Genomic DNA, 15,509 nt, shown 5'->3' with positions numbered 1-15,509 from the left:
GCTCGCTCCTCTACTAACTTACTTGGACCTTTATGAACGGTTCATATTAGACAAAATCGGTAGCAAATCGCTCATTTTATCTAGCATAAAGTCCGGCTTGTAAGCTTCTAAATACGCTCTACCTTTCAACGTCCATGAAACCGCAGCTGTTTTCGTCCCCGCATTTTGACCACCGACAATATCATGATGATTATCTCCAACCATCAATGCCTCTTCTGGTTTTGCATCTAATAATTCAAGCGCTTTTTGAAGTGGCTCTGGATGTGGTTTCACATGCTCTACATCATCAATTGTCACGACAACATCAAAAAATTCATCAAGCTTTGACAACTGTAATCCCATCTCAACGGTTTGTCTCGCTTTCGTTGTAACAATACCAACTTTATAACCTTGCTTCTTCAACTCTCGAACTGTTTCATATACAGTTTCATATTCTTCTACTAATTCATCATGATGATCATGGTTAAATTCGCGATAACTTGTAATCATCTCTTCAACCTTACTTTCATCAATCTTACTGAAAGTATCATGCAAAGATGGACCGATAAATGGCAACACATCTTCACGCTTATATTGATTTGGATAATACGTATTTAAAGTATGTAAAAAAGAAGAAATAATAAGTTCGTTTGTATTAATTAAAGTTCCATCTAAATCAAATAACACTGTATTTATTCTCATTGCCTTAGTCCTTTCGCCTTCCTGAATATGAAAGAAGCAGCATCTTATAATAAGATGCTACTTTTCTCTAATTTTCCGAATATCTTTTATCAGCTTGCCCCATTTTTCGTCTCACAATAATGAAAATAATAGAAATAACAACAAGTCCAATTGACATTACTTGTGCAATACGAAGTGGTCCTAGCATTAAACTATCTGTACGTAAGCCTTCTACGAAGAAGCGTCCTACTGAATACCAAATTAAATATGTGAAGAATAATTCCCCGCGGCGTAAATTCACTTTTCTTAATGCAAGTAGTAAAATTACACCTGCAAAATTCCATAATGATTCATATAAAAACGTCGGATGATAGTACACACCCTCAATATACATTTGATTAATAATGAAATCTGGTAAATGAAGACCTTCTAAAAACTGTCTCGTTACTTCATCACCATGCGCCTCTTGGTTCATAAAGTTTCCCCATCGGCCAATTGCTTGTCCTAGTAAAATACTTGGTGCAGCAATATCCGCCAACTTCCAGAATGAAACCCCGCGTCGCTTTGCAAAAAGAATCCCTGTTATAACCGCTCCGATTAAACCACCATGAATCGCCAAGCCACCTTGACGAATATTAATAATTTGACTCGGGTTTTGCGCGTAATATTCCCATTCAAAAATAACATAGTACATTCTCGCAAATAGAATAGCGATCGGTACTGCAATTAATACAAGGTCAACAAATGTATCTTTTGGAATACCTAGCCTTTCTCCCTCGCGAGTTGCTAGCCAAAGACCTAATAGCACACCTGTACCGATAATAATCCCGTACCAATAAACAGGAAACGGCCCAAGTTGGACAGCTACGCGGTCAAGCTGCGGTACAGAACCTAACAGCATATGTATGACCTCCCTCTCCAATGTTTACTCCTGATTCCCTAACTCAATCGCACTCATTAATCGTTCTGAGAACTGCTGTGCTGCATTGACTCCCATACGCTTTAAACGGAAGTTCATCGCTGCTACTTCAATAATAACAGCCAAGTTTCGACCAGGACGAACTGGAAGTGTAATCTTCGTAAGTTCTGTATCAATAATTTTCATCTTCTCTTCATCAAGACCTAAGCGATCATAGTTTTTCTTTTGATCCCAAATTTCAAGATTAATAACAAGTGTAATACGCTTGTAATTTCGCACTGCCCCTGCACCGAATAACGTCATAACGTTAATGATACCTAGACCACGAATTTCTAATAAATGCTCAATTAAATCTGGTGAGCTTCCTACTAATGTGTCTTCATCTTCTTGGCGAATTTCTACACTATCATCCGCAACAAGGCGGTGACCACGCTTCACAAGTTCAAGAGCTGTCTCACTTTTACCAACACCACTTTGACCTGTAATTAAAACACCAACACCGTAAATATCTACTAATACACCATGAACAGCAGTTGTTGGTGCTAGCTTACCTTCTAAATAATTAGTTAAACGACTTGATAATCTCGTTGTCGTTTGAGAAGAACGTAATAAAGGCATGCCTGATTCACGTGATGCTTGTAATAACTCATCTGGTACATCTTGATTACGAGTTATAATAATACATGGCGTCTCCTCGGTACAAAGCGCTTTCATTCTCTCTTGTTTTTGCTCTGTTGTTAACGTATCAAAGAACGTAAGCTCCGTTTTTCCAAGAAGCTGCACGCGATCAGCTGGATAATATGTAAAGAATCCTGCCATTTCAATTCCAGGTCGTGATAAATCACTTGTATCAATCGGACGATGAATTCCTTCCTCACCACTTATTAACTCCAATTGAAATTGTTCAATTAAATCTTTTGTCCTTACTTTTGGCATATGTATAAACCTCCACTCCGCTGCGGGTTCAGTCTCGTTTGATGTAAAATTCCATTCTACCGGATATTGTACCATTTTTTTCTGGAAACAAGAAATACGGTTTCTAATAAATAGAAAAAAACATTTCATACGAATAATGAAATGTTTTTCTTTTTGTCATTTTCTCTTTTTTTCATATAGAGGTTCCACAATTGCCTTCTCAATAATCATATTAAAAATTGAAATACAAATTGCCGCAACAATCGCTACACCAAATCCTGATATATTAAAAGCATCTCCTAATAATGAATCTGCTATTTTTAACGTAATCGCATTAATAACAATTAAGAAGAAGCCGAAAGTTACAACAGTAATTGGTAGCGTAATTAAAATTAAAAACGGCTTTACGAACACATTTAAAACCGCCAATATAATACTCGCAATAATTGCAGTTTGTATATTTGCTACGTAAAATGCATCTGGTGCAATCCCTTTTAAAAGCCCCGATACAGCGATTAACACAACGCTATTTACAAGAAGTGATACAATCCATCTCATTTCGTTACACATCCTTTTAAACATATATATTTCATCATACGCTAATAGATAATAAACGCAAGTATGATACAAACACTTATATCAACTTATTCTATCTTTCATGCTTGTATACCTACTAACACTTCCTCGCAAAATAAGGACCACACCACCTATGTTCATGAGTTTTTACAAAGGCCCAAGTGAAATCTTTATCTACGATATAGATATCACCTTTATACGCATCTTCTGTCTCACACAATATATCATCCATATGTAACAAACTCGCATCCTTTATTAACAGTACCTCATCACAGTGTTGGTAGAAAATGTAGCAATCCTTTTTCACTTCATTATGAAACGCGTTTTCCGCTTCTTTACCCTCTAAACACTTCTTTTTCTCATAACTAAATATGTGCCATAGATAACCACATGCATACCTATCTCCATGAAGAAAAATATCTTCTTTTTCTTTATCACTTAAATGATTTGCAAAGTGATCCTCCCAGCGCTTTCGAAAATATACACCCCAACTTTGAAATTCTCTTACCTTCATATTTTTCTTTCTTAACACCTCTAAAAACTCCATCTTCTCCCCCTATACAATAAAAACCGAGCGTCATTTCCACTCGGTTTTCATCAATAAACTTATTGCGATAACTCTACTTCTTTTATTTTCTCTTTCATTCTTGCTTTATCACGATTTAAAATCTCTTTTAAATACTTACCAGTGTACGAGCGCTCTTCTTTTACTACTTGCTCTGGCGTTCCCGAAGCGACGATTTGTCCACCTTTGTCCCCGCCTTCTGGTCCAAGATCAACAATATAATCAGCTGTTTTAATCACATCTAAATTATGTTCAATTACAAGTACCGTCTCACCACTCTCAACAAGACGTTGCAGCACTTCTAGAAGACGTGCAATATCATGCGCATGCAACCCAGTCGTTGGCTCATCTAAAATATATAACGTACGACCTGTAGAACGACGGTGTAATTCAGAAGCTAATTTCACACGCTGTGCTTCCCCACCAGATAATGTTGTTGCTGGTTGACCTAATTTCATATAACCAAGCCCAACATCTACAAGCGTTTGAAGTTTACGCTTAATTTTAGGAATATTGGCGAAGAATTCTACTCCATCTTCAATTGTCATCCCTAACACTTCAGAAATATTCTTATCTTTATATTTCACTTCTAACGTTTCACGATTATATCGTTTACCGTGACAAACTTCACACGGAACATACACATCTGGTAAGAAATGCATTTCGATTTTAATAATTCCATCACCACGGCACGCTTCACAACGGCCACCTTTTACGTTAAAGCTGAAACGTCCTTTTTGATATCCGCGCACTTTAGCTTCGTTCGTTTGTGCAAACACATCACGAATATCATCGAATACACCTGTGTACGTCGCTGGATTAGAACGTGGTGTACGACCAATTGGCGATTGATCAATATCAATTACTTTATCTAAATGTTCAAGACCTTTAATCTCTTTATGAGTACCTGGCTTCGCTTTCGCTTTATATAACTTTTGCGCTAACGATTTATATAGTACTTCATTAATCATCGTACTTTTACCTGATCCAGATACACCTGTTACCGCTACAAACGTACCGAGTGGGAATGACATTTTTGCATTCTTTAAGTTATTCTCTTTTGCGCCGACAATCTCCACTTTACGTCCGTCACCTTTACGTCTTTCAAGTGGAACTGGAATAAACTCTTTACCGCTTAAATATTTTCCTGTTAACGAATTATCATCTTGCATCACTTCAGCTGGTGTCCCTGCCGATACAACTTGCCCACCGTGAATACCTGCACCTGGTCCGATATCAAGTAAATAATCAGCAGCCATCATCGTATCTTCATCATGCTCAACAACGATTAATGTATTACCTAAATCGCGCATTTCTTGCAATGTACGAATAAGACGATCGTTATCGCGCTGGTGTAAACCAATTGAAGGCTCATCAAGAATATAAAGTACGCCAGTTAGACGAGAACCAATTTGCGTCGCTAAGCGAATACGCTGCGCCTCACCACCTGATAACGTACCAGCCGCACGACTTAGCGTTAAATAATCTAAACCAACGTTCACTAAGAATCCAACGCGCTCCTGAATTTCTCTTAAAATTAAATGAGCTATTTTTTGTTGCTTCTCCGTTAGCTCTACATTCGAGAAAAATTCTTGTACTTCTTGAACTGAATACTTCGTTACGTCAGCAATCGTTTTATCACCAACAAAAACAGCTAAGCTTTCAGGCTTTAAGCGGCCGCCTTTACACTTCGGACAAGCTTGTTCTGCCATATACTTTTCCATTTGCTCACGAATGTAATCAGAACTCGTTTCACGATAACGACGTTCAATGTTTGGAATAACACCTTCAAATAAAATCTCATTTTCCTTTACTTGACCGAATTCATTTACATAGCGGAAATAAACCTTCTCTTCCCCGCTTCCGTACAACACTTTATCAAATAAATCTTTCGGTATATCTTTCACAGGCATATCCATATCAACGCCGTAGTGATTACATACAGATTGTAAAAGTTGTGGATAGTATTGTGAACTTGTCGGCTCCCAAGGTGCAATCGCATGTTCATTTAATGATAAATCCCAGTTCGGGATAACAAGCTCTAAATCTACCTCTAGCTTTGAACCAAGTCCATCACAAGAAGGACATGCTCCAAACGGACTGTTGAATGAGAACATACGCGGCTCTAATTCTCCGATTGAAAAACCACAATGCGGACAAGCATGATGTTCACTAAATAGAAGTTCCTCTTCTCCCATTACATCGATTAACACTCGGCCTCCGCCAAGCTTTAATGCACTTTCAAGTGAATCAGCAAGACGGCTTGCGATTCCTTCTTTTACAACAATACGGTCAATTACAACTTCAATAGAATGCTTCTTATTTTTATCTAACGTAATCTCTTCAGACACATCAAGCATTTCACCATCAACACGTACACGAACATATCCTTGCTTCTTAATATCTTCAAGTACTTTCACATGTGCACCTTTACGCCCAGAAACGATAGGAGCTAACACTTGTAATTTCGTACGTTCAGGATATTCAAGAACACGGTCTACCATCTGCTCTACTGTTTGTGATGTAATTTCAATCCCATGATTTGGACAAATTGGCGTACCAATTCGCGCAAATAATAAACGTAAATAATCATAAATCTCCGTTACCGTTCCGACAGTTGAACGTGGATTACGACTCGTCGTTTTTTGATCGATTGAAATCGCTGGTGACAATCCTTCAATCGTATCTACATCCGGCTTATCCATTTGTCCTAAAAACTGGCGCGCATACGCAGATAACGATTCTACGTATCTGCGCTGCCCTTCTGCATAAATCGTATCAAATGCTAATGATGATTTCCCCGAACCAGACAATCCCGTTACAACGACAAGCTGATTTCTCGGAATGGTTACATCAATATTTTTTAAGTTATGTGCTCTAGCACCTTTTACAACGATAAAATCCTTGCTCTTACTCACTCTTTTCACCCTTCCGCTTTTAATTCTAATAGTAAATCTCTTAGTTCAGCTGCACGCTCGAAGTCTAACGCTTTTGCTGCTTCTTTCATCTCTGCTTCCATCTTCGCAATTGTCTTTTCACGCTCTTTTTTCGTCATTTTCTTAGCAGGAGTTGCTTCGTATGTTTCTGTCTCTTCAGCAGTTGTCGTTGCACGGATTACATCACGTACGCCTTTTTGAATCGTTTTCGGCGTAATACCATGCTCTTTATTGTAGGCTTCTTGTATAGTACGACGACGCTGCGTTTCTTCAATTGCAATTCCCATGGATCTTGTTATACGATCTGCGTACATAATAACGCGGCCGTTTTCATTACGCGCGGCACGACCAATTGTTTGAATTAATGAGCGCTCTGAACGTAAGAACCCTTCCTTATCAGCATCTAAAATCGCTACAAGTGATACTTCTGGAATATCTAATCCTTCTCGTAATAAGTTAATACCGACCAGTACATCAAACTTACCGAGGCGAAGATCGCGGATAATTTCAATACGTTCTAACGTTTTAATTTCAGAGTGAAGATAGTTCACTTTAATTCCTACATCTTTTAAGTAGTCCGTTAAATCCTCTGACATTTTCTTCGTTAAAGTCGTAATTAATACACGTTCATTTTTTGCAATACGATCTTGAATCTCTCCTAATAAATCGTCAATTTGCCCTTCAATAGGTCGTATATCGATTGGTGGATCTAAAAGCCCTGTTGGACGAATAATTTGTTCTATTACTTCTGGTGACTGCTCTAACTCGTACGGTCCTGGAGTCGCCGAAACGTAAATAACTTGATTTGTTTTCTCCTCAAACTCATCAAACATGAGCGGTCTATTATCTAAAGCTGATGGCAGACGGAATCCATGATCCACAAGTACTTGCTTACGTGCTTGGTCCCCGTTATACATCGCTCTTACTTGTGGCACTGATACGTGCGACTCATCCATAACAATTAAGAAATCTTCCGGGAAATAGTCCAATAACGTATACGGTGTTGCACCCGCTGGACGAAGTGTTAAATGACGGGAATAGTTTTCAATACCTGAACAAAAGCCCATCTCGCGCATCATTTCTAAATCATAACGTGTACGTTGCTCTATACGCTGTGCTTCTAGCAACTTACCGTTATCATTTAATTCCTTTAAACGCTCTTCTAATTCTTTTTCGATATTTTCAATAGCGACCTTCATTTTCTCTTCACGTGTAACGAAGTGAGATGCTGGGAAGATTGCTACATGATCACGTTCTGCCAATACTTCACCTGTTAACGCATTTACTTCACGAATACGATCAATTTCATCGCCGAAAAATTCAATCCGAATACAATGCTCATCAAGTGATGCTGGGAAGATTTCAACTACATCTCCGCGCACACGGAATGTACCACGCTTGAAATCAATATCATTACGTCCATACTGTACATCAACAAGTTCACGAAGCAATTGATTGCGGTCCTTCTCCATACCAACTCGAAGTGACACAACTAACTCGCGGTATTCTTCAGGAGAACCTAAACCATATATACACGATACACTCGCAACGATAATTACATCGTCCCGTTCAAATAATGCAGACGTTGCCGAGTGACGCAATTTATCAATTTCATCATTAATCTGCGCGTCCTTTTCAATAAACGTATCTGTTTGTGGTACATACGCTTCTGGCTGATAATAATCGTAGTAACTAACAAAATATTCAACTGCATTATTCGGGAAAAAGTCTTTTAGCTCACTATATAACTGTCCTGCTAATGTTTTATTGTGAGCCATGACAAGTGTTGGCTTTTGCACTTCTTTAATGACATTTGAAATCGTAAATGTCTTACCCGTTCCTGTCGCTCCAAGCAACACTTGCTTTTTCTTTCCACTATTAATTCCCTCTACAAGCTTCTCTATAGCTACCGGCTGATCACCTTGCGGGGAATACGCTGATATAATTTCAAATTGATGTTCCAAGTATAATCCGACCTCCTCATAAAAATCTGTATTATTATTTTACCACGAATGCCTATAAAAAACCTAAAAAAACGAACAGATATTCGGTAAAGTTTTCGACAATATACACATAGAAAAAGGAAGGAGTAAATACTTCCTTCCTCTACTAATTCTATTTTTGAGGTACATATACTAAGTCATATCCATTGCGCCCAGCTTCATTCATACAATCTATTAACCGATAAGTACTTTCTAATTCACGCTGCTCTTTAACAATCCTTTTACAGCTATCTTTATGTAACCCTTTATGGTCACCAGCAAACTTGTCTTGTCTACTATCTAACACATAAAGTATATCTTTCCCGCTATGCTCTAACGTTTGAAAAACCGGGTCACCTTCAAGGGTATACTGTACAATTCTTATTTTATCAACTTCCCTTTGTTCGACATTCAAAACGAAATTTTCAAATTTATCTAGATTGGAAATCCTGGTTCCCTTTACAATGACATCGTTCTTCTTATCAATTGTAGTGTTAGATGGTGAGCATGCTACTAAACTAAAGAGAAATAGACATATAAAGCTGGTTCTTTTTTCTATTGTCATCCTCTCCTATAAAAATTATTTGTATACCCAAAAGCTACTTTCAACTATGAAAGTAGCTTTTCTTTTCCTTTCTCCTTCTTCGGAAAAACCACATATGAAAATGAAATCGCTGTATCAACTAAAAATATAATTGCCCACACTTGGCTCACGCGACTTGCAGCTTTATTTAAAACGATTCCCGATTCTAACCAATTACCCCATTGTTCAAATGGAATAAATCCATACGCGAAGAAAAAGAATATGTGCACACCAACGAATAAAACAAGATGTAATACCCAATTTTTTATTTCCTGCTTTGCATAGGCCATACCTGTTAATTCTACCTGTTCTTCAATAATAGGCGCCGTTTCATTACGCCATTTCGCAACTAGCTTTTGCGCAAATATATCAAGCTTCTTCAAATCCTTTTTCCCGTAGAAAACTGCATACAGTAAAATAATTACAGTAATGATTTGAAAATTAGAGAACTTTCCTGTTTGATAATAGTCCACTGCCCCTAATGTTAAAATAAACACTTCATTTACGAGGAGTACAATCCCCATAATAAAGCTCGCCTTCTTCAAACGGAATCCGTAACGGAGTAAAAAGAAACCGATAGCCGATAACCAAAATACAATCTCTGCTCCAATTAAAAAATACCAACGATATTCTGCGAGTATGCTCATTTATCCTTCTCCCTTTCATCATAAATACGAAAAGCTTCATCCATATATAATAAAAACTCTTCTTCAATTGGATACATGCTCATTTTCTGTGAATCTTCCTTTGATTTTCTAACCTCCCATAACTTATCTAAAAACGCTTCGTCACCATTAGCCATTTCTAAACACTTCTGCATTAATCTCTTCATTACCCTTTGTACCTCATCATTAGCGGCTTCTTTACCCTCTTTCATAAAAATACGTAATTGCTTTAATAAATCTACCCATTCTAAAACATTCGGATCTTCCTCACTCATATTTGGCAAATTATGAAGCAACTTTTGTTCTTCCTTTGAAAATACTTCATTTTGAAATATTTCACGTATACGAGGAGACTGTTTTGAAAGCTGAATAAGTTCAAACATAACTTTCCAATCAAGTTCTCCCTCTACATCTACCGAATAAACAACCGCTTGTAAAACACGCTCCATTCGATTGAACTTCTTTTGCTCTTCTTGTACAAATCGAAGTTGGTTTTCAAGTGATTTTTTCAAATCCAGCTCACCTTTTACTAACATATTCGCAACTTCTTTTAATGAAAATCCCATTTCTTTTAAAAATAAAATTTGTTGCAAACGAATAACGTCAGCTTCACTATATAACCGATGCCCACCCTCTGTTTTTCCGCTCGGCTTTAATAAATCTATTTGATCATAATAACGTAGTGTACGTACTGTAACCCCTGTTTCTCTCGTCAATTCTTGTATTGAAATCACTACCATCACCTCTTCCCTTTCATTATAAAAGATGACGTTACGTAACTTTCAAGCGTTTTGTAAAAAAAATACAAAAAGCTGTTTATACAAAGTGTATAAACAGCTTTTATGGAAATAACCCCTTTTGTATGGCGCGCCCACAAAATAAAATAAGTGCTCCAACAACAACACTCGTTGCCGTTTTATGATAATGGGCTAATAATAATAAATAATACGATAAACCTACAGTACCAATCATAATACAAATACTCGGCACTGGATTACGAGAAAAGTTTTGCATTCCCCAAAGAAGCGAAAATATAGCTGTAGCGACACATAACACCGGTAATCCCATCCCAGTTCCCCTTTTTCTATCTATTATTCTTTGTTGCTAACACGCTCGTTGATGCCGTACTAATTAATAAACCAAAACCAATCCTTATATATTTAAACGTTTAATCTAATTGAAATCTCTCAAGCTTATCATTTATTTTCTTTCCCCTTACTCCAGCGTAAATATTTCCTCCACCTTCAATCCAAAATATTTGGCGATTTTTAAGGATAGCTCTAGACTCGGGTTATAATGATGGTTTTCAATCGCCACAATTGTCTGCCGCGTCACCTGCATCGCCTTTGCCATTTCAACTTGCGTTATATGATTTTGCTTTCTTAACTCTTTTATTTTATTTTTCACACCCATAGGATCCACCTTCAAAAGTAAAGATATCTTTACTTAAATTATAAATATTTTCCAGTTATAATTAAAGATATCTTTACAAATTTTAGAAAAACATTTCACTGCATATCTTCTCTAACAAAGTACAAGAGTAATTCAATTTATATCAGCGCAACTTAAAATATATCGGCGATTTTGCAAATATATCAGCGCAACTCCATTTATATCGGCGATTTCCCAAATATATCGACATCAGTAGCACCATAAGCATAAGAAAGAAGCTGCCCCAAAATATCTTTTGGAACAGCTTCTTCGTCCTACTTATATAAATCCTAATCCCCATACAAGAACGTATCCAAGAACCGATAAGCAAACCGAGCCAATCAGCCCTGCCACGAATGCTTTACTTCCTAATTTACGGAAAGTTTTAAACTCTACATTTAAACCGAGCCCTGCCATCGCCATTGCGATTAGCATATAAGCAATGACAACAATGTATCCCGCAACAACTTCTGGAATAATCCCAAGCGAATGCACTGCACTCATTGCTAAAAACCCGAAGATGAACCAAGGAATTGGAAGGTCGCGCCATGATCTTTTTTCCTCGCTACCTTCACTCTTACCAAACCATAATCCGATTAAAATCGCTACTGGTACAAGCATTGCAACGCGCGTTAGTTTCACGATAACTGCGATATCTACAGCCGTGCTTCCTCCTGGCGCCGCAGCCGCAATTACGTGAGCAATTTCATGCAGTGTCGCCCCTGAGAACACTCCATATCCGTATGGAGATAGGCCAAGCACTGGATATAATAACGTATAAATAAGCGTAAATATTGTACCTAAAATTGCAATAATCGCCGCTCCAACTGCTGTTTCGTCATCTTTTGCTTTCACTTGCGGTGCAATTGCCACGACCGCGGCCGCGCCGCAAATTGCCGTACCGCATGCTGTTAAAATCCCAAGTTTCTTTTCTACTTTAAATACTTTCGTTAGTCCGTATACAACAAAAATAGTAAATGTAATAACAACCGCCGCGATGACCAATACTTTCGGCCCCGCCTTCGCAATATCAACAAGATTTAATCGCATTCCAAGTAAGATGATCCCAAAGCGCAGTAACTTCTTACTCGCAAAGTTCGTTCCTGTAATCGCATCATGAGGAACTCCAATTGCAGCGCGCCAAACCATCCCAATTAGAATAGCAATTACTAATTGTCCCATAATATTTAAAAATGGAAGCTCTGCTAAATATTTCGCGGCAATTGCGATTAATAATGTAATCCCAATTCCTTGCGAAAATCCAAAACGCTTCTTCTTTTGTATAACAAGTGTTTGTTCCATTTTGAACCACTCCAATAATCGTATTGGAACATGCATGTTCTTTCTACTTACATTATAAGAGAGTTTCTATAATAAGTTTAATACCAATACCAAATCTCTATCATCAGAAATACTTATGATAAGATGATAGAAAAAGAAAGGAGCCCATTATATGAACGTAGACATTTTAAAAATTTTTGTTACTGTCGTTGAACAGAAACACTTCTCTCGTGCAGCGGAATTATTAAATCTTTCACAGCCTGGCGTAAGTATGCATATACGCAACTTAGAAAACGAATTTGGAACTACACTCATTCAGCGATCTCCGAAACATGTCCAAGTCACGGAAGCTGGAAATATATTATATATACATGCAAAGCAAATGCTCTCTCTTTACGAAGATGCTAAGCAAGAGATTAATGAACTACATAACGTTGTAACAGGAACACTTCGCATCGGTGCTAGTTTTACAATTGGCGAATACTTACTTCCAAAAATACTCGCTAACTATGCGAATGAAAATCCACGCGTCGAAGTGCATACCTTTATCTCAAATACAGAAGAAGTTTTGCAAAGTCTTCGCTCTAATCAAATTGATATCGGCTTAGTGGAAGGGCAAGTCGTATACGCTGATGTTAACGTTGAAACATTTATGCAAGATGAAATGAAGCTCGTCGTTCCGCCAAATCATCCATTGCTCCGCACAAAGGAAATAAATGAAAGCACACTCCAAGACCAAGTATGGGTATTAAGAGAAAGTGGTTCTGGTACACGTGCTTATAGCGATCGATTTATTCATCAACACCATTTAAAAATGAAGCGATTCTTTACATTTAGCAGTATTCAAAGTGTGAAGGAAGCCGTCGCCGCCGGTCTTGGCATCGCTATACTTTCTGATTGGACTGTACGGAAAGAGCTACTAGCAAAAGAACTATTCCACGTCGAAGTTCCAAATGAACAACTAATCCGTCCGTTCTCTATCGTTCGCGGCAAATATTTCATTCCATCTAAAGCCATTCAAGTGTTCTTAAATTATGTAAATTCTTTTGCGAAAAAACAGAGTTGACCTTCACATTAGTGTGAAGGTTTACAATACATGTAAAAGGAGTGAAACACATTGCGAATTGGAGAATTATCAAAAGAAACTGGCGTTAGTGAAAGATCACTAAGACATTACGAAGAAAAGGGATTACTCCCTTCTAAGCGCCTCGCAAATGGCTACCGTGATTTTGATGAAAGTGCCGTCGAAAAAGTGGAGCTTATTCAAATGTACTTACAAATTGGCTTAAATTTAGAAGAGACAGCAAGGATGCTGCGCTGCCTTGAAATTGAACCGCACCTGTACGACAATCCGTGCAGCAGTATCCTTACGCTTTACGAAGATAAACTCAATGAAGTAACAAAGCAAATCACATTACTTTCCAACATCCAAACGAATTTGCAAAAACACGTTTCACTCCTAAAACAAGCAAAAGAAAAGGGATGATTACATGTTTGTTATACATGGCAGTTCAAGACAAAACGGAAATACGGAAGCTTTAACACATATGATGATTGATGGAATTGAAACAGAACAAATTTATTTACGTGATCACACAGTCTATCCTATTACAGATAAGCGTCATGATGCAGAAGGATTCCAACCTGTAAATGATGACTACGAGCAGTTAACCAAACGCATGTTAGAGCACGACACAATTATCTTTGCTACACCATTATATTGGTACGGAATGAGTGGACATATGAAAAACTTTGTTGATCGCTGGTCACAAAGCTTGCGCGATACATCTCTTCATTTCAAAGAGAAAATGAAAGATAAAAAGATGTATGTTGTCATCGTTGGCGGAGACAATCCAAAACTGAAGGCATTGCCGCTTATTGCTCAGTTTCAATACATCTTCGATTTTGTTGGTTCATCATTTGAAGGATATATCATTGGGGATGCGAATGGATTAGATGAAATCAAAAACGATGCTGAGGCGCTGGCAAAAGCACAAATTTATAATAGCGAATTCAAAAATAGCAAATAGAAATAAGTTTGACAAACTATTTAGACTTAGCAACGCAAGAAGAATTAGAAACCATGTTACAAGAATATCCTGGCACAATACTTTTCATTAGCCATGACCGTGCCTTTATTCGCTCTGTTGCAGACCATATTCTACAAGTAGATGAGAGTGAACCAAGAGTATTCCACGGTAATTACGAGCAATACACAAAAAGAACAACCGGGAATTCTGTAAACGTTACTGAACAAGAATTATTAAGGTTACAAACAAAATTAACTGAAGTCATCAGCCGGATTTCTATACCCAATCATCACGATGACATCACATCTCTCAACCAAGAATACGAAACATTATTAGTTCAAATACGGAAATGTAAAGAAGCGCTCTAATGTCTTCCCTATATATCGACGGGACCTTCCGCATTTCCCAAGAAATATTGAAACTTCGACATATAAAGTAAAAAGCCATGCATCAGCACGGCTTTTTACTTTATCCCGCATTAACGGGCAGTAAGACTCCCACCTCAAAATTCGGTTAAGACAAAGAAGATAGATGGGAGACCAACTGCCCGTAAATGCCCGATTGGTTCAACTAATAATCAGTGGGGAACAAAAACTCCCACTGATTAAAGTTTCACTTTATATACGAACAGCAGTCCCGCTCACAGCAACCATTAGCATCCCTTCGCGAACTACTTCGTAGTCCACGTCAATACCAACAATGGCATTCGCATTTTTTTGTCTTGCGAAAGTTTTCATCTCTTCCATTGCAATGTCGCGCGCTTCTTTTAATTTACTTTCATAAGCACCCGCACGACCGCCGACAACGTCACGGACAGAAGCGAAGAGGTCACGAACGATATTCGCGCCCATAATCGCTTCTCCATTGACGATATCGATATACTCAATAATTTCTTTTCCTTGAATTGTAGACGTTGTTGTTACAATCATACTTTATAGCCTCCCATATGAGATTTTTACCTACTTA

18 protein-coding genes are annotated in these 15,509 nt (G+C 37.8%); 4 read left to right on the top strand and 14 right to left on the bottom strand.

Going from position 1 to position 15,509, the window contains the following annotated elements; all coding sequences use genetic code 11:
• Positions 1-30: 30 nt before the first annotated feature.
• From ppaX to CQ064_RS12745, 13 genes are all read right to left on the bottom strand, one after another.
• Positions 31-681, bottom strand: coding sequence for a pyrophosphatase PpaX (gene ppaX, locus CQ064_RS12805; protein WP_001222403.1), 651 nt, complete (start codon positions 679-681; stop codon positions 31-33).
• Between the two features lie 67 nt (positions 682-748).
• Complete coding sequence (lgt, locus tag CQ064_RS12800) at positions 749-1,561, bottom strand: prolipoprotein diacylglyceryl transferase (RefSeq protein WP_000924240.1); 813 nt, start codon at positions 1,559-1,561, stop codon at positions 749-751.
• A 24-nt stretch (positions 1,562-1,585) separates the two neighbouring features.
• A complete protein-coding gene (hprK, locus tag CQ064_RS12795) occupies positions 1,586-2,515 on the bottom strand; it encodes an HPr(Ser) kinase/phosphatase (RefSeq protein ID WP_001127251.1) in 930 nt (309 codons plus the stop codon).
• Positions 2,516-2,671: 156 nt separating this feature from the next.
• Positions 2,672-3,052 carry a phage holin family protein gene (locus CQ064_RS12790; RefSeq protein ID WP_001267308.1) on the bottom strand — a complete coding sequence of 127 codons (381 nt, stop codon included), beginning with the start codon at positions 3,050-3,052 and terminating at the stop codon, positions 2,672-2,674.
• A 115-nt stretch (positions 3,053-3,167) separates the two neighbouring features.
• Positions 3,168-3,617, bottom strand: a complete 450-nt coding sequence (locus CQ064_RS12785; RefSeq protein WP_000394744.1) for a DUF4275 family protein — start codon at positions 3,615-3,617, stop codon at positions 3,168-3,170.
• 59 nt (positions 3,618-3,676) lie between these two features.
• Positions 3,677-6,553 (bottom strand): excinuclease ABC subunit UvrA, encoded by a 2,877-nt coding sequence (gene uvrA, locus CQ064_RS12780; protein WP_000045587.1) that lies wholly within the window; start codon positions 6,551-6,553, stop codon positions 3,677-3,679.
• A gap of 5 nt (positions 6,554-6,558) precedes the next feature.
• Positions 6,559-8,535, bottom strand: coding sequence for an excinuclease ABC subunit B (uvrB, locus tag CQ064_RS12775; RefSeq protein WP_000400989.1), 1,977 nt, complete (start codon positions 8,533-8,535; stop codon positions 6,559-6,561).
• A 151-nt stretch (positions 8,536-8,686) separates the two neighbouring features.
• Positions 8,687-9,118 (bottom strand): DUF4362 domain-containing protein, encoded by a 432-nt coding sequence (locus CQ064_RS12770; protein ID WP_000151277.1) that lies wholly within the window; start codon positions 9,116-9,118, stop codon positions 8,687-8,689.
• A gap of 44 nt (positions 9,119-9,162) precedes the next feature.
• Positions 9,163-9,783 (bottom strand): hypothetical protein, encoded by a 621-nt coding sequence (locus CQ064_RS12765; RefSeq protein WP_000025201.1) that lies wholly within the window; start codon positions 9,781-9,783, stop codon positions 9,163-9,165.
• The gene (locus CQ064_RS12760; protein ID WP_000260341.1) at positions 9,780-10,541 is read right to left on the bottom strand and encodes a MerR family transcriptional regulator; all 762 of its coding nucleotides are present in this window, start codon (positions 10,539-10,541) and stop codon (positions 9,780-9,782) included. The genes CQ064_RS12765 and CQ064_RS12760 overlap by 4 nt, the downstream gene beginning before the upstream one ends.
• A gap of 100 nt (positions 10,542-10,641) precedes the next feature.
• Complete coding sequence (locus CQ064_RS12755) at positions 10,642-10,869, bottom strand: hypothetical protein (RefSeq protein WP_000524139.1); 228 nt, start codon at positions 10,867-10,869, stop codon at positions 10,642-10,644.
• Between the two features lie 147 nt (positions 10,870-11,016).
• Positions 11,017-11,214, bottom strand: coding sequence for a helix-turn-helix transcriptional regulator (locus tag CQ064_RS12750; protein ID WP_000538362.1), 198 nt, complete (start codon positions 11,212-11,214; stop codon positions 11,017-11,019).
• Positions 11,215-11,511: 297 nt separating this feature from the next.
• Positions 11,512-12,534, bottom strand: a complete 1,023-nt coding sequence (locus CQ064_RS12745; RefSeq protein WP_000438436.1) for a YeiH family protein — start codon at positions 12,532-12,534, stop codon at positions 11,512-11,514.
• A 151-nt stretch (positions 12,535-12,685) separates the two neighbouring features.
• Between CQ064_RS12745 and CQ064_RS12740 the strand changes: the two genes are divergently transcribed.
• From CQ064_RS12740 to CQ064_RS12725, 4 genes are read left to right on the top strand one after another with little or no spacing between them, the layout of a single operon-like run.
• Positions 12,686-13,579, top strand: a complete 894-nt coding sequence (locus CQ064_RS12740; protein WP_001100008.1) for a LysR family transcriptional regulator — start codon at positions 12,686-12,688, stop codon at positions 13,577-13,579.
• 51 nt (positions 13,580-13,630) lie between these two features.
• A complete protein-coding gene (locus tag CQ064_RS12735) occupies positions 13,631-13,999 on the top strand; it encodes a MerR family transcriptional regulator (protein WP_001219212.1) in 369 nt (122 codons plus the stop codon).
• Between the two features lie 4 nt (positions 14,000-14,003).
• Complete coding sequence (locus tag CQ064_RS12730) at positions 14,004-14,543, top strand: flavodoxin family protein (RefSeq protein ID WP_000497599.1); 540 nt, start codon at positions 14,004-14,006, stop codon at positions 14,541-14,543.
• A gap of 8 nt (positions 14,544-14,551) precedes the next feature.
• Complete coding sequence (locus tag CQ064_RS12725) at positions 14,552-14,911, top strand: hypothetical protein (RefSeq protein ID WP_003272240.1); 360 nt, start codon at positions 14,552-14,554, stop codon at positions 14,909-14,911.
• A 249-nt stretch (positions 14,912-15,160) separates the two neighbouring features.
• Here the strand turns inward: CQ064_RS12725 and CQ064_RS12720 are convergent, their stop codons facing one another.
• Positions 15,161-15,472, bottom strand: a complete 312-nt coding sequence (locus tag CQ064_RS12720) for a heavy metal-binding domain-containing protein (protein WP_000637523.1) — start codon at positions 15,470-15,472, stop codon at positions 15,161-15,163.
• Positions 15,473-15,509: the final 37 nt, after the last annotated feature.

The organism is Bacillus sp. MYb78 (assembly GCF_002975115.1).
GTDB classification, from domain to species: Bacteria; Bacillota; Bacilli; order Bacillales; family Bacillaceae_G; genus Bacillus_A; species Bacillus_A cereus.
Note: the sequence above shows the minus strand (reverse complement) of the source record. Positions and strands in the feature narration are given on the sequence as shown.